The sequence below is a fragment of the Staphylococcus saprophyticus subsp. saprophyticus ATCC 15305 = NCTC 7292 genome (genome assembly GCF_000010125.1).
In the GTDB taxonomy this organism is placed as follows: Bacteria; Bacillota; Bacilli; order Staphylococcales; family Staphylococcaceae; genus Staphylococcus; species Staphylococcus saprophyticus.
This window is the reverse complement of the sequence record NC_007350.1, coordinates 678,524-697,708: the sequence shown is the minus strand read 5'-3', so window position 1 is coordinate 697,708 and position 19,185 is coordinate 678,524. Positions and strand designations below refer to the sequence as shown.

The following is a 19,185-nucleotide window of genomic DNA, read 5'->3' as shown; positions in this document are numbered from 1 at the left end:
AATGACAGAACAATGTGCTTTTATTTCGTTTTGTTATCCGTGAACAAAGATAAAGTACAATATAAATAAAATCATCAGTGCATACATTATTGGATGTACTTCTTTATGACGTTTTGAAATTAACATTGTAATTGGATAAAAGATAAATCCACAAGCAATACCTGTTGCAATAGAATAAGATAAAGGCATCATAATAATCGTTACAAATGCTGGAACTGCTACTTCGAATTTTTTCCAATCAATTTCAGCAAAGTTAGCTGCCATTAAGACACCTACTACTACTAACGCAGGCGTAGTCACCGCACTGGTTACTACCTCCATCAATGGACTAAAGAAAATAGCTAACAAGAAACAGAAACCTGTAACCACACTCGCAAAGCCGGTTCTTGCACCTACTGCCACACCTGAGCTTGATTCAATGTATGAAGTCGTCGTAGTTGTACCAAAGATCGCACCAACGATTGTTGCTAGTGAGTCAGAGAACAATGCGCGTCCTGCTCGTGGTAATTTATTATTTTTCATAATCCCAGCTTGAGTTGCCACAGCAACGAGTGTACCAGCTGTATCAAAGAAATCAATGAATAGGAAAGTTAATATAACGATTAAAAATTGAACCGTTAATAATTGACTAGGATCCTTAAATGCTTCAAACGCAGCGCCAAACGTCGGTTCAATACTAGGTACTTGTCCAACGATACCACTAGGTGTATGTATCAGCCCTGTGAACATACCTACGATAGATGTTAAAACCATCCCTATAAAAATCGCGCCAGGTACTCTAATAGCATAAAGTATTACTGTCACAACGATACCGAAAATAGTAAGTAATACAGGTCCGTCTGTGATATGTCCTAATGTAACTAGTGTAGAATCATTTTTAACAATTATACCTGAACTTTGTAAGCCGACAAAGGTAATAAATAATCCAATCCCAGCCGAGACAGCCATTTTCATTTGATAAGGTATGGCATTGATGATGACCTCTCGAAGCCCCGTCATCGTTAACACTGCGAAAACTAATCCTGAAAATAATACGCCTGTAAGTCCGACTTGCCATGGTATACCCATTGTTAAAACAACAGTAAATGCGAAAAATGCATTTAATCCCATACCAGGTGCTAATGCAATCGGATACCTTGCTATTAATCCCATAAATAACGAGCCTACAAACGCCGCTAATGCTGTAGCTACAAATATTGCGCCTTGGTCCATTTTCATATTTTCAGAAACACCATCGACGCCGGCTAAACTAAGTACTTGAGGGTTAACAGCTAAAATATAAGCCATCGACAAGAATGTTGTAAGCCCGCCAAGTATCTCTTTCTTATAGTTTGTTTCGTGTTTATCAAACTTGAAGTACTTTTTCACGGTTAGTTCTCCTTTTTTTAAAATACTTACATATTTTAATACCAAACGAACTATTTTACAATAGCAAACACGAACCTTACTTAAATTTTTTAACTATTTGTTCGAATTATTTAGAATTTTAAACCCTTCAAAGCATCTTGAAACGGGTTATTTTCAATACCTTCATCATTATTCATATATTTTTTCAGATCTTTTTTATTTACTTTATCTGATTTTTTATTTTTGTGTCGTTTATCCATTTGAGCTTGTGTTTCAGTATGTCCACAAACACAACGATATACTGCGTCTTTGCCTCGACCAAACAGCGTCATTTTTTTATGACAGTTTGGACAACGTGCGTTTGTTTTACGTTGTACATTTTTTTTAGTTTTACACTGTGGATCCTGACACACTAACATTTGGCCATTTTTCGTCTTGACTTTAATCATAAATTTGCCGCATGTAGGACATTCAGTCGTTGTTAGGTTGTCATGTTTATAATTTTGTTCACTTTCTTTAATCTCATTGACTACCTGATTTGTAAAAGCTTTCATTTCAGAGATGAATTGGCTCGCATTATATTTCCCTTGTTCTATGAGTAGAAGTTTTTCTTCCCATTCTGCTGTTAATAATGGAGAAGTGAGTTTTTGTGGCGCTAATTCCAATATTTGTTTCCCTTTTGACGTAACTTTTATTTTACCATCACGAGCTTCAATAGCGTTCATATTAAATAGCTTTTCTATGATATCCGCTCTCGTTGCAACCGTACCTATACCGCCCGTGTCTTTTAATGTTTTATCGTGTTTTTTATCGCTTAAATCAAAGAATTTTTGTGGGCTTTCCATCGCTTTCAAAAGTGATCCTTCATTAAAATAAGGTGGGGCCGTTGTCTCATGTTCTTCTATTAGAATTTTAGTTACATTAAGCTTTGTACCCTTCTGTAACTGATCTATCTGAGTATTTATACTTTCTTTATTTTCATAAATTGCTTTAAACCCTAATTTAGTAGTTACTTTGTCCTTAAAAGTAAATGTATGCTGCCCTACTTTGAGTTCAATGGCGATTGCTTCGTATTCGTGTGGCGGCATTAGGTTTTCTAAATATCTCTGAGCAATCATCATATAAATTTTAGATTCCCTTTGGCTAAGTTGATTGATATCTGGACGCACTTCTGTGGGAATAATTGCATGGTGATCAGATACTTTATTATTATTAACAAATCTTTGTTTTGATGAAAATGTTTGTGACATTTGTGCTTTAGCCATATCTTTTAATGAAGTGGCCATAATCGCTTTCAATCTATCTTTGAGCGTATCAACCATATCATCTGTTAAATAGTTAGAATCAGTACGTGGGTAAGTTACTAACTTATGACGTTCATACAACGTTTGCAAGGTATTCAAAGTTTCTTTTGGTCCAAGATGAAATCGTTTATAAGCATCTTGTTGTAAATCCGTTAAATTATATAATTGTTGTGGATATGCTTTTTTATGTGTCTTGCTAATCGATGCAATGTGCCCGGATTGCCCATCGATTGCTTTTTTTATACTTTCCAAAACAGTTTTATCAGGATGCGACTGTGGCTTAGTACAATGGAAAGTTAAACCAGCCGCATTGAGTTTCATTGTATAATAGGTCTGAGGTTTAAAGTGATTGATTTCATTTTGTCTCATTTGAACTAATTGTATGGTCGGAGTCTGTACACGACCCAATGAGAGTTGTGCATCATATTTTGTAGTCAGTGCACGTGTAGCATTAATACCAACTATCCAATCTGCTTCACTTCGTGCTAAGGCAGCATGATATAGATTATTAAACTTACGTCCATCTTGCAGTTTATTGAAACCTTCTTTGATTGCTTTATTGGTTACAGAACTAATCCATAAACGCTTGGTCGGTTTTTTATTATGCGCTTTATCCAATATCAAACGAGCAACCAGTTCTCCTTCTCGTCCTGCATCTGTCGCAATAATAATATCTTTTACTTTATTATTATTAATTAATGATTGCACTGTCGAAAATTGTTTTCTCGTTTTACTTATCACAATTGTTTTCATTTTATTGGGTATAATCGGTAAATCATTCAATTTCCATTCTTTATAACTTGCATCATATTGTTCTGGTGTCGCATTTGTTACTAAATGCCCTAATGCCCATGTAACAATATATTTATTATTTTCAAAATATCCATTACGTTTTTCATTAATGTTTAGCGTATTGGCAATGTCTCTACCAACTGAAGGTTTTTCAGCTATAATCAGTGATTTCATAATTTCGCCCTTTCAAATTCAGTATTATATTTATTGTAACATGTATGTAGCACATCAAAACTTCCATTTACATCGAAAAGTTCTTATAATTAACTTAATAGATTATTATACGGAGGTATTGTTATGAAAATTGTTCAATTAAATAACTATGATCAAATTGTAAAGTTTATAAATGAAGCCGATTATCACTACACATCGTACTTATACAAGCTGCCACAAGCACACGATGATGTTGAAGCAACGATTAGACAATCCTTAGAGGATCCAGGCGTATTTGCACAAGTTGATGACCAAGCACAAATTGAAATGCTCATGCTTGCATTTAAATATGAAGAAAATAAATATAAAGTGCTCGGTCCTTTTGTCAGGAAATCACTTTCACTCACTGAAGAAAATTTTAAAACTTTATTTGAAGCTTTGGTTCAAAGCAAACCGGATACTGCGAATTTTAATTTTTCATTCGAGGAAACGGAACAAGATTACATGCCTTTTATGAAAGAAATTGAAGCTTCCTATAGTTTTACGGATTATCATCTCATATCTACACAAGATATAGGTAAAATTGATCATGCTCAAAACATTACCACCTACCAACCTGCTTATTATCGACTATTCGAGAAGTTACACCATGATACCTTTAAACACGATGTGATGACTGCAGAAGAAATCATTGAATCGTTAGATAGTCACAATAAATTATTTATATTTATGTCTGAAGGCTTATTAAAAGGTTATCTTTATTTACAAGTTTTTGAAAATACGAAAAAAGCTGAAATCAAATATTTTTCTTCACACACTGACTATAGATTTATGGGTATTGCTTTTGATTTATTATCCTATGCACTTCAATATACATTTTCAAATTATGATGTTGATAAGATTTATTTCAAAATTCGCAGTAAAAATAATACACTCGTGGAACGATTTCATGAATTAGGCTTCAACATCAATTATGAATATAAAAAATTCAAATACGTTGCTGCACATATTGGCTGATTTTTAATTAAGAAGCAAGCAAAACAAGTTCGTTAATACACAAATAAAATGTATGTTTAAAACATAATAAACAAAGAAATCGTTCTTTTTAATTTAATATTTTTTACTAACGTAATATTTTGTTTTAAACTAGATGTTCAGGAACAACCAAAGATGGTTATTCTCGAGGGACAATATAATAGAAAGAGTGAGTATATATGGATTTGTTAATTGCGTTATTGCCTGCATTATTCTGGGGTAGTGTTGTTTTAATTAACGTGCTTGTTGGTGGTGGCCCATATAATCAAATTAGAGGGACAACATTAGGTACATTAATTATCGGAATTATTTTACTACTTACAGGTAATGCAAAATTTGATGACCTCGCCGTCATTATTGTTGGTTTAATCTCAGGTGCATTTTGGGCGCTTGGTCAGGGTTATCAACTTAAATCAATTAGTCTAATTGGTGTTTCAAAAACGATGCCAATCTCTACTGGTTTACAATTAGTTGGTACGACATTATTCAGTGCTATTTTTCTTGGAGAATGGAGTACAGGAATTCAAGTTACATTAGGTTTAGTTGCTATGGTGTTATTAGTAATTGGTATCGCATTAACTTCAATTAAAGGTAAAAATGAAGCTTCAGGCGGTAACAATAAATTCGGCAAAGCAATTCCTATATTGATTATTTCTACAGTAGGTTACGTTGTTTATGTAGTCGTAGCACAAATTTTTGGTGTAGATGGAATGAATGCCCTCTTCTTCCAATCAATAGGTATGGCTATTGGCGGTTTAATACTTTCTGCTAAACATGAGACATCAGTAAAAAGTACTATGTGGAATATTATCCCAGGTGTCATTTGGGGAATTGGTAATTTATTTATGTTCTATTCACAACCTAAAGTTGGTGTAGCAACAAGTTTCTCATTTTCACAATTATTAGTAATTGTATCTACACTTGGTGGTATCTTCTTACTAGGAGAAAGAAAAGACAAACGCCAAATGATTGGTATTTGGGCTGGGATTGTATTAATAATCATTGCAGCCTTTATATTAGGTAATTTAAAAGGTTAAGCATCATTTAATATATTACACATCATTAAGTTTAGAACATCGACATAGCGTTCAGCGTTAATTGTACTATTCCAAATTAACAACACGTCTGTTCTAAACCTTTTTGTAGGAATAACTTTTAAGGAGGCTTCAATATATGTTTACAGATTTAGAAAATAAAGTAGTTGTGATTACAGGTGGTAGTAGCGGTATTGGTAAAGCAATGGCAGAACAATTCGGTAAAGAAAAAGCAAATGTTGTCATTAACTATCGTTCAGAAAGTAGCTTAGATGCTGTTGCCGAATCTATAAAACTAATAGAAGACGCTGGTGGTAAAGCGATTAAAGCATATGCTGATGTTTCTAAAGAGGCAGACGTCGAACAATTAGTCAAAACTGCAGTTGATACATTTGGTACTTTAGATATCATGATTAACAATGCTGGTTTTGAAAAACCAATTCCTACGCACGAAATGCCCTTAGATGAGTGGCAAAAAGTCATTGATATTAATTTAACCGGTGCATTCATAGGTGCTAAGGCCGCTGTTAATCAATTTTTAAAAGAAGATAAACCAGGTATTATCATTAATACATCAAGTGTTCACGATAAAATTCCATGGCCAAACTATGTGAATTATGCTGCAAGTAAAGGCGGTTTAAAATTAATGATGGAAACAATGTCAATGGAATATGCACAGTATGGCATTCGCATTAACAATATATCTCCTGGTGCTATCGTAACAGAACATACAAAAGAAAAATTCTCAGATCCGCAAACGCGTGCAGAAACACTTGAAATGATTCCAGCCAAAGTTATTGGCGACGCACAACAAGTGGCTAATGTTGCAAGATTCCTTGCTTCAGATTTAGCAGACTATATTCACGGTACAACAATATATGTTGATGGTGGTATGACAAACTATCCTGCATTTATGGGTGGTAAAGGCTAATCTCATTGCTACCAACAAAAGACAGAAAGCGCATGATAGCGTTCGCTTTCTGTCTTTTTATTTATCTATATATTAATTGTATAAATTAATACTTATTAAGAAACAAAACACGACCAATAATCGTTTTATATTGATCGTGTTTCTTTTTATTATTAAATTTTAGAGCACTTTAAACAAACAACATCTGATAAATATACAAGATAATAATACTAATCACGATTGTTAAATTAGTAACCATCCCTACTAGAGGCAATGTTTTATATTTAAACTGAATTGAATAAGGTATAATCGCTACACCTACTGGTAAGAGCCATGCTACTTGTAATGTAGTCTTTATCATTTCATCATTCACTGGCAAGAAAAAGTGAACAAGTAAGCCAGCAATGATACCAAGACCATAATGCGCTACTAAATACTTAATAGCAATTGGTAAAAAGCGTTTATCTATACTAAAATTCAACATTAACCCTAGAAGTATCATTGATAATGGCATATTTGCACCTGATAACACAGAAAAGAAATCAATGACTGGGTCTGGAAAATGAATATTCATCATATTTAAAATAAACATAATAATATATGTCATAAGTGGTACAGACTTCAATAAATTTTTTCCTAAATATTTAAAATCAAAACTGTCTCCACCACTGCTAAAATAGCTTCCTACAAAATAAGTCACACCAAACATAATGATTGCGCCACCAATATCGGCCATACCAAAATAAATCATACCAGTTTCTGGCCAAATCGCCTCAACCAGAGGGTAAGCAAATAAGCCAATATTTAAAGAAGCCATCATCATACCTGTTGCACCACGAATTTGATTATCATATTTTATAAAGAACCATACAATTATTACTTTTGTAATGACACCATATAAAATCATCATAATAGGTAAAATAGATAACGAGACATCCAATTTAGCTTCATTCAAATTCACGATAACTAAAGAAGGCAACGTGACATTTAATACTAATGTCGACAGTACTTGGCTATCATTTGCTTTAAAGTAATTGATTCTTTTAAGCGTATAACCTAATGCAATGAGTAAAATAATTATGATAAATTGTTGTGTCACAATAATCCTTCTTTCACTAAGTTATTTCGTTTTCATTCTATTTTCATACCTTAACATATAAAATGGTTATTTTAGAAGCTTTCAATTTCATGTTATAATTCAATTCAAACTGGTGTAGGCGTTTTCTACCCGCAAAGGAGTGTACGCTAATGGATTTGAATGAAAAATTAGCTGAACTAAAATATGATTATGTTCGATTACAAGGTGACTTAGAAAAAAGAGAATCTGTTAATCAACAAGTCGATCCTTTAGTAAAGCAACTTGAAGAAATAGAAAAAGAAATTGCATCTGTACGTTCAGAAATTAGTCAAAAAGAACATAAATAACATCCTAGTAAATATTTTTTTTACATGCTAAGATTAAAGGTGAACATAGAAAGGATGTAACAATATGCTACTCTATCTTATCTTTTTACCAGTACTCTATCTAATCGTGTGTTACATAAGCATATTTAGAATGGATACGATTATCACGCGTATTTTGCGTATTATAATGGCCTTGCTCTTATTATTTGTTGTTGCAATTACGACATTATCATTCCCTGCAATTAATTGGTGGGTTTTCATCATATTGTTATTATTAGTTGGTAATGTTGAAATCACTGCTTTCAAACATAGTAAGAAAGACCAAAAAGCGGTTCAAATCTTAAATATCATCAGTATTATATTATTTATAATCTATGCTATTTTAACATTAGTTTTATATTAATTGGTAATTCTGATACTCAAAAATATTTTAGCTATACGCTGTTTAATTAAAAGAGTCTGGGACATAAATAGTTGTCTCAGACTCTTTTTCGTTTAGGCAGTTGATGACTGAATTGAAATGTAAAGTCTCACTGGTTTAAAGAACTACTTTTTCAATTTATGAAAATCAGTAGTTCTTATGCATAAGCCAAAGCTTATGTATTCTGCATAAAATTCTAGGAGACTTATGCATCGGCTTTAGCTCAGATAAACATTTCAATCCTAGTCATCCTTGCCTTGATTGCATAGGTGGGACTACGAAATCTCTATTAAAAAATTTGATTTCTGTCCCACTCCCCTATTTTTTTTATTTATTATGTTTTTGTCGATTCTCTATTTTACGTTTAAGGGTAAACAATATTTCATATATAACCGGAACAACAATCAATGTTAGCAATGTAGATGAAATTAATCCACCTACAACCGTTGCAGCCATACCTTTTGAAATAATGATTGAACTATCTTCACCAAATAGCATTGGGGCTAGAGCACCGATTGTAGCAAGTGCCGTCATTAAAATTGGTCTGATACGCGTGCCACCCGCTTCTAATAACGCTGCTTTCATTTCAAGCCCTTGTTTTTCCTTATTAATCACTCTATCAATCAATACAATCGCGTTCGTTACTACGATCCCAATCAGCATTAACATACCTATCATACTTGGTACCGATATTGTCTCTCCCGTTATAACTAAAGCCACTACTACACCTATAATGGTATATGGTAATGAAAATAGAATTGTGAAAGGTGCCAGTGCGCCTTTAAATGTCAATACAAGCACTAGATATACAATGATAATAGCTGCTAACATAGCCATCGCTAATTGTGTTATGGCATTGCTAATATCTTCATTTGCACCACCAACGTTAACTTTTACATTGCTTGGTGTATCGATATGATTTACTTTCGACATTATTTTCTGTGATGCACCACCTACGTCATCATTTGTAATTTTAGCTGAAACGGTTGCGATTTCATCTCCAGCCTTCGTTTCAATTTTGTTTGGCGTTGTCGATTCTTCTAACTCAGCAATATCACTTAATTCCACAGACTGACCTGTGGGAGATTGCAACTCTGTGTTTTCTAACTTATCTTTTGACCAATCTGTTTGCTTATCTTCCTTAATTTTAACATCTATGGACTTCCCTTTTTCTTTAACAGTTGTCACACTTTCCTCAGGTGTATTCTGATTCAAGGTCATTGCTAACTGTGAAGCAGATAATCCATAACTTGCTGCCTTATTCTGATCTATTTTAATATTATATTGATCATAGGTTTGTGTTAAATCTGATTTAACATTTGCAGTCCCACTGACATCTTTTATTTCATCTTCAACTTTCTTCACTGTACCTTTAATTGATTCTAATGATGGACCACTAACAGTAATTTCTAAAGCATTATTACTGCCACCAGTACCCATATCTTGATTTGACCACTCACCAGGATGTTTGTATGTTTCAATATGATGTAACACCTTATCGGGTTCTTCATCAAAATGAGGTGTGTTCGAATCGTACTCAACCATAATCGCCATACTATTAGAGTTACCAGTTGGATCATTAGGTGTTGGACCGCCAACTGAATATTGAACTGTACGCACTTTATCTTTACTATTCAGATATTTTTGTACTTGCTCTGCATGGTCTAATACCCCTTTTTGCGTTTCTCCTGGTTTAGGCGTATAAGTTAATGCCATATATTTATCTTCACCCGTAGAAATAAAGCTAGTTCCTAGTTTGGCAGCCCCAAGTCCAATACTTGCAATTAATATAATTGTACTGACAATAATGACTATCCATTTATGATTTAATGACCAGTTCAAAACGGATTTATACTTTCTACCGATAAATCCTAATGATGTTTCCTGTTTATGCTGTATTACACCTTTTTTAAAGAAAGTAGCACTTAATGCAGGAACAATCGTAATAGATACAAGTAATGAAGCTAGTAAACTAAACGCGATTGCCAGTGCAAATGGTCTAAACATTTCTCCTACAGAGCCACTTACAAAAGCTAATGGCAAGAACACGACAATTGTAACAATCGTCGATGACATGATTGGTTTAAATACTTCGCTTGTAGCACTTACAATGAGTTGATCACCTTTAAGTGCTTCTGATTTATCAGATAATCGTCGGTAAATATTTTCAACAACAACGATAGAATCATCAATAACACGACCTATCGCAACAGTTAATGCTCCTAACGTTAAAATATTCAATGAAACATCTGATAATTTCAACGCAACCATTGCAATTAAAATGGACATGGGTATAGATACAATTGAAATGGCAGTCGTTCTGATATTTCTTAAAAATAATAGAATTACGATAATCGCTACAATGGTACCTAGTGCAGCTTTCTCAATCATTGTATACAATGCATCTTCTATTGGTTTTGCTGTATCCATCACTTTTGTAGCAACCATTTTCGGATTGTCTTTTATAAATTGATCAATTTCTTTTTTTGTATCTTTGGCAACTTGAACAGTGTTTGCATCTTGTGCTTTTGTAATTTGAACATTAACTGCATCTTTACCGTTTGTTTTAGATATAGATGCCCGCTCATCGCCTGCAGATACTTGTGCAATTTCTTTTAATTTTACGGATGGTACTTCAGAATCACTTGATTGGCTACTCGATGCTGTAGTTGCAGATTGGGAAGCAGAAGCTTGTTGCTCAGCACCTTGACTTGACGCTCCGTCATCACCTTGAGATTGACTATCTCCTGCTGCTGCAGATAACGGAATGTCTAAATTTTCAAGTGCTTTAACGGATGTAAATTGACCATCAATAACGACAGATTTCTCAGTATCATTAAATTGAAATAGGCCTAATGGTGTTTCACTTGTAGCACTTTTCAAATACTGTTGAACACGCTCTTTAGTTAACCCACTTGCTTCTAATTTATCTTGGTCAAATTTTATTGATACTTCTCGTGACGTCTGCCCATTAAGTTGCGCATTTTGGACCCCATCAATTGTTTGAAGTTTTGGTAATAACTGATTATTAATTTTTCGTGTTGTATCTTTTAAATCATTATCATTGGTAGTAAATGAATAAGCAACTATTGGAAAAGCATCCATAGAGCTTCTTGTTAACTCCGGCTCTTCAACATTCTCCCCAAATTTTATTTTATCTAACTCTTTTTTGAGGTCGTTCTCTGCTTTATCTAAATTAGTACCTTCATTATATTCAACCGTAACCATTGATGCATTCTGTATAGATTGAGCATTAACATTCTTAACACCTGCCATCGATCTAATTTGATCATCAATCTTATCACTTACATCTTCTTTTACTGTTTCTGGTGTAGCACCTGGCATGGAGGTTTGTACGGTAATCATTGGTGGCTCAACGTCAGGTAATAATTCTAATTTCATTTTGCTACTGGCATAAACACCGCCCAATATAACTAACAAAACCATTAAAAATATTGCAAATTTATTTCCTAATGAAAACTGCAACAATTTTTTTATCATGTATTTTTCTCCTCTCACATATCCCTTTAACAGTTCTAATTTACCACAAGTATGGTCCTGAAAATATGTAGTTTGTTAATTATAGACAATTTGTCCTGTGACATTTAGTTGAACTTTTAAATTTCAACATCACTATATGTATCATTATTCCATGGCAATCATAAAAAATGCGTGCTATAAAGTTGAATCAATGTATTCTAACTCTATATAGCACGCGTCTATTTATTCTGAAATGCTTTATTTTTTTAATTTTCGAGACAGTTTAATTTTGGCTTTTGTAAGTTTTGGTTTAATATTCTCGATAATTTGATATAAAGGTGCATTTAACACATAGTCGAATTCACCAATTTTTTCACTTAAATATGTGCCCCAAACTTTTTTAAATGTCCATAAACCATAATGGTCTGAATCTTTATCAGGATTATTATCAGTTCCACCAAAGTCGTATGACGTTGCACCATGTTCTCTTGCATATTGCATCATAGCAAATTGCATATGGTGGTTTGGTAAGAAGTTACGATACTCATTTGATGAAGCCCCATATAAGTAGTAAGATTTTTTACCAGCAAACATTAATAAAGCACCTGATAAATAAATGCCTTCTGGATGCGTTGATTCTAAAGTAACCATTTCATCAATGAGTTCTTGAGTTTTGGCTATTTTATTATCAGCATCATTTATTTTATTAAGTGTCTTCTTATCCTGCTTTTTATCTGCAAGTTTTGCTTTTTCATCTTCTAGTTCATGCAATTCTTGTCTTAAATCTTCTAAAACAGGTTTAGGTTCTAACTTCACTAAAAACAACTCAGCATCCCCATCAGGGTGTAATGCATCATATATATTTTCAAAATAACTAATATCTCTAGTTAAAAAACCATCTCTTTCGCCTGTTATTTGCATTAAATTAGCAAATGTTTTCAAACCTTCTCTATTTGAACGTTCAACTGTAGTACCACGTTTTAAAGCTAATCTCACTTTTGAACGATTTCTACGTTCAAAACTTTGAATTAATGCTACATCCGTTTTTTCTATTGGTGTAATCATAGTCATTCTTGGTTGAATATAATCTTTAGATAAGCCCTCTTTAAACCCTTTATGTTTAAACCCAAGCGCTCTTAAATTAGACAAAGCGTCTGCACCTTTATCTACTTCAACATCTGGATCAATTTTAATAGCATATGCTTTTTCTTCTTTGGCAATTTGCATTGCAGCTTCAAGTAAAGTTTCTAATGCCAACTTGTTACTATAATCTGTTACAAATCCTCTTGAAATATAGCACAGTGTATAAGGTAGTTTAGGTACTTTTTTAAATAGTAGTTGCGCTACCCCTACAATTTCATCGTCTTCTCCAACTGCGATACGTCTTGAGTACCATCCAGTTAATGTTTTAGTTTCTGCCCACTGCGTTAATTGTAATAAGTCACCTTGTGGGTGTGCTTTAACAAATGCATCATGTGCTTGATCTGTAATATTCATTTTTTCCATAAAAACTGATGTCTCCTTTATCAATTCAATACTTTGGTATTATACAATGCTTTTAGCAAACTTTCACATAGAATTCACTCATTTGATATACTATAATAAATTTAGAAATGAGGTGTAACTATGCGTAGTATTATTATTGGATTGTTTTTAATTATTAATTTAGTTTTCGTTATTCAAGCTTTTATTGAACCACTGACAATTTCATATTTAAGTCTAAGAATTATTTTAGCAGCATTAACTTTTGTTATATCTATTTACTTACTGTTATTGCGTACTAATAAGTTTTCCACTTATTTAACTATTTTAACACTTATTATTTCATTGATACACATATTCATTATCGCTCATAGTGCTTATATTTACATTTATTAATCTGCCTCAAATATATAACTTAACCCTCTTATAATTAAAGTATATGGAGAAATCGTTTTACTATCTTTAATTGTTATTGATTTATATCCTGAGTTAGGACCATCACTTATTTTAAATATCAAATCATCATGTTTTAATTTAAGTATTGTGACTTTCTCATCTTCACTAACTATGTCCATATCAAACCAATGTTGCCATTTTTTCACAGTATGTGCGCGTTCGGTACTATGCAAATTAATGGATTTAATCATAAATTCTTTTTGGCGAAGTGCTTCTAATTTTTCATTCCTTTTTTGCTCGTTCTCATCCCACTGTATAAAGAACGGTGGCTTCACTCTATAGTCTGGATCTGCAATATATAATAATTTCCAGGATGTTTTATCACCTTTAATGTTTTCTCTGTGCATTTCAATCGGACCGATAACATCTATACCTTTTTCTTCTAAATCTTCCTTAAGTTGATTGATGTCAGCCGTACTTAAAGCTAATGTCTTCATTCCTTGACTATATTGGTCTTGCACAATTTTAGATGGGAATGATACACGCCCTTCATCCGATTTCACTATTTTTTGCAAAACTTCCGGTTTATAAACATCCAACAATTCTACGTAAGCATTTTCTAAATAAGCTAATCTATTAAATGTACCAAAACGCTCATGTTGTCCACCTTGGTTCAAAGTTAATAAATGACCTGGAAATTTAAAGTTCTCTAACTGATGAATATAATGGATAATATGATCTAATTTCAAATATTGCATTAATTTCTCTCCCCTAAGCTTCCTTTAGCTTCATCATAACAAATTGCATACGACTTTACTTCTCATAACACATCCATACAACTTTCTTTCATATTAAACTCACCAAATGTCGGCGCTTATTGTCACTTTTCCTCAACTATTTATACATTGACTCAATTACAAATGTGAGAAATGACAAATTTTCTGAAATTCCCACCAGTTCGCCCTCATTTCAATCACTATTTCTTCATTTATTATCAATGCATGATTTTTTATGTTCGCTTAAGTCTTTTTAACATCAAACAGGTTATAACTTGATTTTAAAAATAAAATACTATTGCTTTATCCTACAAAAAGGTTTATAATATTGTTTGTTGTTAAATAGGTTAGCCTAGCTAACCATTAAGGAGGATCTTATGGACTCACAAAGTATATTCAATCATCTAACAGCTATTTATAGACCCTACACTAAATTTTTCCAACCGGTATTTGAGGAATTTGATGTTTATCCCGCACAATGGTTGGTATTAAAAGATATTGCTCAAAACGCACCAACGACACTCGTTCAAATTTCAAAGCGTCGAGCAATTGAAAAACCAACTACAAGAAAGATTTTAAAAGTACTTTCTGATAAATCATTACTTACGATTGAACCTGGAGAAGATAAAAGAGAAAAATTATTATCTTTTTCTGAAAAAGGACAGCAACTTTATGGTGCGATCAATACACGTATATGTGATGTACAGGATAAAATTATTGAAAATACTGGTTTATCAGATGATGAACTTAACTATGCAATACAAGTCATTCAAAAGATCCATGAACAAATTATCAATATGGAGGAATAGTCAAATGAATCAATCCACTTCTCTGAAATCACCGATTTGGACAAAAAGTTTTAACATTAACTTTTTTACTAATTTTTTAATTAATCTATGTATGTATCTACTGATTGTTATTATTGCTAGTTATACAAAATCAGAGTACCACGCCTCAGATAGTGTTGCTGGACTAGTTACAGGGCTATTTATTATCGGCTCATTAATAGGTAGATTTACGACTGGTAAATATGTTAATAAAATTGGGCCTAAACGTATATTACTCATTGGTTTAGGCTTTTTATTAGTTACACAATTATTTTATTTTATAGAAGGTTCTTTAGCTTTCTTAATGGTAACTAGACTCGTTAATGGTATTGCTACAGGTATTACTACAACTGCTACAGGAACAATTGCAGCTTATGTCACACCAAATGACAGAAAGAGTGAAGGCATTAGCTTATTCTCCTTAAGTTTGGTCATAGGTGCAGCAATCGGACCATTCTTCGGTTTATTACTAATCAATAGCTTCCCTATTAAATTATTATTCACAATCTGCTTACTCTGTGGCATTATCAGCTTTATTATTTCTTTCTTTATTAAATTACAATTTGAAGTAGAAAGTAACACAGAGTCTAAAAAGCAAACGACTCAATCTAAAAAATTCAATATTAACAATTATATTGCAAAAGAGGCTGTACCCGTTGCAATTATCATGTTGATTTCCGGTTTAACCTATTCATCAATTCTTACATTTCTACAATTTTTTGCCCAAGAAATTAATCTTGTAACAATATCAAGTTACTTCTTTATATTCTATGCAATTGCTTCACTTATTACACGCCCAGTTGCTGGTCGATTAATGGATCAAAAAAACGAAAATGTAGTAGCTTATCCAGCATTCATATTCTTAATCATTACTTTCCTTACTTTAAGTATTACAAACAATGGTTGGTTACTCCTAATTGCTGGTTTATGCTTAGGTGCTGGTTACGGCAATATTTCATCTTGTATGCAAGCCATTGCGATTAAAGTCTCACCGCCAGCTAAATATGGTATTGCGACTTCTACTTACTTTATTGGTCTTGATTTAGGTTTAGGATTTGGACCTTATGTATTAGGGTTCTTTACATCAGCTGTGAGCTACGCACAACTTTATGCAATAATGGCAATCATCGTTTTAATCACAGCGATCATTTACTACTTTGTACACGGCAGAAAAGTTAAAAATTTAAGTTCATTTTAATTAAAAAATTAGAGTCTGAGACACCGCTTGATGTCTCAGACTCTTTTTAGTTCGACAGTAAATAACTATAAAGTATATTCCCCTACGATATTAAGTTAGTAGATTTTCTGGATCAGTTAAGGTAATCCACTCCTAGCCATTCCTTATCGAATATAAACCTACAGAACTTTTATGGATATTTGATTGTAATCCTATCTGATTGTTTTAATTTATGTATATCACACTATTGTGCTATTTGAATTTTTTCAATTTCATTGATAATATCATCTAATAATTTACTCTGTATATCATTATAATAATAAAAAACTTGTCTTTCATCCGTTTCTGAACGCACTTTAGAAATGAGCTCTTTTTTATAAATTTTTCTAATAATAACGTCAATTTTACTCGTATCCCAAAGCATTTCAAAATGCAAGGTATCTCTTAACTCTTTACCGCTCATTTTCTTTGCTTCATACACTTTATACAATATGACAAATTCTTCTATTGATAAGCGATGTACAGATTTTAACCAATGCTTTAATTGACTTAATGCTCTTTCAGAATTTATAAAATATGATACTTTACTTTCCATAAAAAATGGCCTCCTTATTGACTACTCTCGTTGTGTTCTATGGCTTTATTTAATGAATAAGCTTCAAAAGTATTATATAACACTTTCTTCATTTAATCTATTATTTTTATTGAAACAGATAAATATTATCTTCAATTGAATATAATTTATATAATCTCAAATGAACATCTTAAAAAATTTGTATTACTCAATATCTTTAGACATAAATTAACAAATTTTATCTATTTTATATTTTGCGAAATTAAATATCATTAAAGGTTAAGCATCCTATCATTTTGACCTTGAAATTTATTAAAAGGCAATTAAAAATAGGCATCTTTCCATTTTCAATTCAGTCATCTACTGCCTAAATGAAAAAAATCTGAGACATCTATTTTGTCCCAGACTCATTTCATTTTTTATTATCCACCTATATAATTCATGTTTATTTTTTTACGTTTTCTATTTGCAACTGTTTGTTCAGTTCGTTCATCAGAATAGCGGTCATCTCTGATATTCCATAATGCTTTAAATTGTTCGAATAATTCATTATCAGTTGCGCCATTGCGCATAAATGACTTAACATTAAATCCATCTACAGTACTAAATAAACATCCATAAAACTTACCATCTGATGAAAGACGTGCACGTGTACAAGTAGAACAGAATGACTGAGAAACACTTGTTATCAAACCAAATTGTGCTTTATTATCTTTATGCTGATAATATTTTGCAACTTCACCATAATATTTCGGTGCCACTGGCTCAATATCAAAATTCTGCTCTATCATTTCAAGCATTTCGTCTTTTGACACAACTTTACTAAAGTCCCAACCATTATCATTACCAACGTCCATAAATTCAATAAATCGAATTTGTACATCTTTATCTTTAAAGTATTGCACCATAGGTACGATCTGGTCATCATTTACACCTTTTTGTACCACTACATTTACTTTCACTTGAAATCCTATAGCAACTGCATAATCAATTTGTTGTAAAATCGTAGAAGCCTTAATATTTCTATTGTTTATGGCTTGGAACACAGCATCGTCTATTGCATCTAGGCTGACATTGATACGTCTCAAGCCAGCATCGTATAATTTTTGACCGTGTTTTTTTAATAATAAACCATTTGTCGTTAAACCAATATCTTCTACACCTTCTAATTGATTTAACTGGTATATCAATTTATCTAAATCACGTCTTAGTAATGGTTCCCCACCTGTAATTCTTATTTTTTTCACACCTAATTGCGTGTATACCTGTGCAATACGTACCATTTCATCAAAGGTAAGCAACTCATCTTTAGGTAAGAATACAAAGTCATCACCAAATATTTCTTTCGGCATGCAATAATCACAACGGAAATTGCAACGATCTGTAACTGACAGTCTTAAATCACGAATCGGACGTCCAAGTTTATCAGTTATTTGCTCTACCATAACATTAGGTCCCCTTATCTATTTAATATATCTTGTTGTAAAGAGTCCAAATCTTGTTGATAATTAATATTTTTGTACCAATAATCTGGTGATTCAATTAAATTTACATCTAACCAATCACTTTTCACTTTATTATAAACACTTTTCAAACTATAATCGTTTGAATTTAATGCATCATCAATATATGGCAATGTGTGCGGACTATAAAAAGCAATAGTCGGTATGGGTCTGCCCTTTTCCTTAAACCCAGCGATATCTAATTGGTCTTCTATAAGGTGTTCTACCATGAATTGATATAGTTTACTCACAGCTTTTTGAGAAATCATAGGTGTATCAACCGACACAACAAAGAACAGTTCCTCACTTTCATAATGCTGAATGACTGACTGAATACCTGCCAAAGGACCTTTATCCTTATTTTGATCTTCATCAATAATAATATCAGAATGATCAAATTGAGATGCTAATGTCTCATTTGTACTGATAATAATTTGATTAAACATATTTGTACCCTCTAAAACGTCAATAATACGCTTATAAAATGGTTGCGCATTTATTTGAGCAAAAGCCTTTGGTTCGCCGAATCTTTCTGATTGTCCTCCGGCAAGTATAATTGCTTTCATGTCTT

Annotated in this window: 17 protein-coding genes; 8 read left to right on the top strand and 9 right to left on the bottom strand. The window is 32.6% G+C overall.

The genetic code is table 11. The annotated features are described in order from the left end of the window. Positions 1 to 33: 33 nt before the first annotated feature. Both SSP_RS03210 and SSP_RS03205 read right to left on the bottom strand, forming a co-directional pair. Complete coding sequence (locus SSP_RS03210; RefSeq protein WP_011302596.1) at positions 34 to 1,368, bottom strand: NCS2 family permease; 1,335 nt, start codon at positions 1,366 to 1,368, stop codon at positions 34 to 36. 110 nt (positions 1,369 to 1,478) lie between these two features. Next, positions 1,479 to 3,617 (bottom strand): DNA topoisomerase III, encoded by a 2,139-nt coding sequence (locus SSP_RS03205; RefSeq protein WP_011302595.1) that lies wholly within the window; start codon positions 3,615 to 3,617, stop codon positions 1,479 to 1,481. 123 nt (positions 3,618 to 3,740) lie between these two features. Here SSP_RS03205 and SSP_RS03200 point away from each other — a divergent pair, with 123 nt between their 5' ends. The 3 genes from SSP_RS03200 (at position 3,741) to SSP_RS03190 (ending at position 6,596) form a co-directional block, all read left to right on the top strand. Further along, on the top strand, positions 3,741 to 4,613 hold the full coding sequence (locus tag SSP_RS03200; RefSeq protein WP_011302594.1) for a GNAT family N-acetyltransferase: 873 nt from the start codon (positions 3,741 to 3,743) through the stop codon (positions 4,611 to 4,613). A 197-nt stretch (positions 4,614 to 4,810) separates the two neighbouring features. Continuing rightward, a complete protein-coding gene (locus SSP_RS03195; RefSeq protein ID WP_011302593.1) occupies positions 4,811 to 5,668 on the top strand; it encodes a RhaT/GlcU family sugar-proton symporter in 858 nt (285 codons plus the stop codon). 136 nt (positions 5,669 to 5,804) lie between these two features. After that, positions 5,805 to 6,596, top strand: coding sequence for a glucose 1-dehydrogenase (locus tag SSP_RS03190; protein ID WP_011302592.1), 792 nt, complete (start codon positions 5,805 to 5,807; stop codon positions 6,594 to 6,596). A 169-nt stretch (positions 6,597 to 6,765) separates the two neighbouring features. Here the strand turns inward: SSP_RS03190 and SSP_RS03185 are convergent, their stop codons facing one another. Next, a complete protein-coding gene (locus SSP_RS03185; protein ID WP_002482604.1) occupies positions 6,766 to 7,674 on the bottom strand; it encodes an AEC family transporter in 909 nt (302 codons plus the stop codon). Between the two features lie 149 nt (positions 7,675 to 7,823). Between SSP_RS03185 and SSP_RS13080 the strand changes: the two genes are divergently transcribed. Both SSP_RS13080 and mspA read left to right on the top strand, forming a co-directional pair. Beyond that, positions 7,824 to 8,000 (top strand): SE1832 family protein, encoded by a 177-nt coding sequence (locus tag SSP_RS13080; RefSeq protein ID WP_002482603.1) that lies wholly within the window; start codon positions 7,824 to 7,826, stop codon positions 7,998 to 8,000. Between the two features lie 64 nt (positions 8,001 to 8,064). Next, entirely contained in the window at positions 8,065 to 8,382 is a 318-nt protein-coding gene (mspA, locus tag SSP_RS03180; RefSeq protein WP_011302591.1) for a membrane stabilizing protein MspA, read from the top strand. Positions 8,383 to 8,727: 345 nt separating this feature from the next. Here the strand turns inward: mspA and SSP_RS03175 are convergent, their stop codons facing one another. After that, positions 8,728 to 11,901: an efflux RND transporter permease subunit gene (locus SSP_RS03175; protein ID WP_011302590.1), complete on the bottom strand. Its 3,174-nt coding sequence runs from the start codon at positions 11,899 to 11,901 to the stop codon at positions 8,728 to 8,730. A 237-nt stretch (positions 11,902 to 12,138) separates the two neighbouring features. Beyond that, on the bottom strand, positions 12,139 to 13,386 hold the full coding sequence (locus tag SSP_RS03170; protein ID WP_011302589.1) for a lipid II:glycine glycyltransferase FemX: 1,248 nt from the start codon (positions 13,384 to 13,386) through the stop codon (positions 12,139 to 12,141). Between the two features lie 120 nt (positions 13,387 to 13,506). Here SSP_RS03170 and SSP_RS03165 point away from each other — a divergent pair, with 120 nt between their 5' ends. Next, positions 13,507 to 13,758, top strand: a complete 252-nt coding sequence (locus tag SSP_RS03165; RefSeq protein WP_011302588.1) for a hypothetical protein — start codon at positions 13,507 to 13,509, stop codon at positions 13,756 to 13,758. Here the strand turns inward: SSP_RS03165 and SSP_RS03160 are convergent. Then, positions 13,755 to 14,516, bottom strand: coding sequence for a VOC family protein (locus tag SSP_RS03160; RefSeq protein ID WP_011302587.1), 762 nt, complete (start codon positions 14,514 to 14,516; stop codon positions 13,755 to 13,757). The genes SSP_RS03165 and SSP_RS03160 overlap by 4 nt on opposite strands. A 395-nt stretch (positions 14,517 to 14,911) precedes the next feature. Here SSP_RS03160 and SSP_RS03155 point away from each other — a divergent pair, with 395 nt between their 5' ends. Together SSP_RS03155 and SSP_RS03150 are read left to right on the top strand one after the other, a co-directional pair. Beyond that, on the top strand, positions 14,912 to 15,343 hold the full coding sequence (locus SSP_RS03155; RefSeq protein WP_011302586.1) for a MarR family winged helix-turn-helix transcriptional regulator: 432 nt from the start codon (positions 14,912 to 14,914) through the stop codon (positions 15,341 to 15,343). A gap of 4 nt (positions 15,344 to 15,347) precedes the next feature. Continuing rightward, complete coding sequence (locus SSP_RS03150) at positions 15,348 to 16,559, top strand: MFS transporter (protein ID WP_011302585.1); 1,212 nt, start codon at positions 15,348 to 15,350, stop codon at positions 16,557 to 16,559. 223 nt (positions 16,560 to 16,782) lie between these two features. Here the strand turns inward: SSP_RS03150 and SSP_RS03145 are convergent, their stop codons facing one another. The 3 genes from SSP_RS03145 to mobA form a co-directional block, all read right to left on the bottom strand. Further along, positions 16,783 to 17,133 carry a transcriptional regulator, SarA/Rot family gene (locus SSP_RS03145; protein ID WP_002482596.1) on the bottom strand — a complete coding sequence of 117 codons (351 nt, stop codon included), beginning with the start codon at positions 17,131 to 17,133 and terminating at the stop codon, positions 16,783 to 16,785. 401 nt (positions 17,134 to 17,534) lie between these two features. After that, the gene (gene moaA, locus SSP_RS03140) at positions 17,535 to 18,557 is read right to left on the bottom strand and encodes a GTP 3',8-cyclase MoaA (RefSeq protein WP_011302584.1); all 1,023 of its coding nucleotides are present in this window, start codon (positions 18,555 to 18,557) and stop codon (positions 17,535 to 17,537) included. 14 nt (positions 18,558 to 18,571) lie between these two features. Then, a complete protein-coding gene (mobA, locus tag SSP_RS03135; protein ID WP_011302583.1) occupies positions 18,572 to 19,180 on the bottom strand; it encodes a molybdenum cofactor guanylyltransferase MobA in 609 nt (202 codons plus the stop codon). Positions 19,181 to 19,185: the final 5 nt, after the last annotated feature.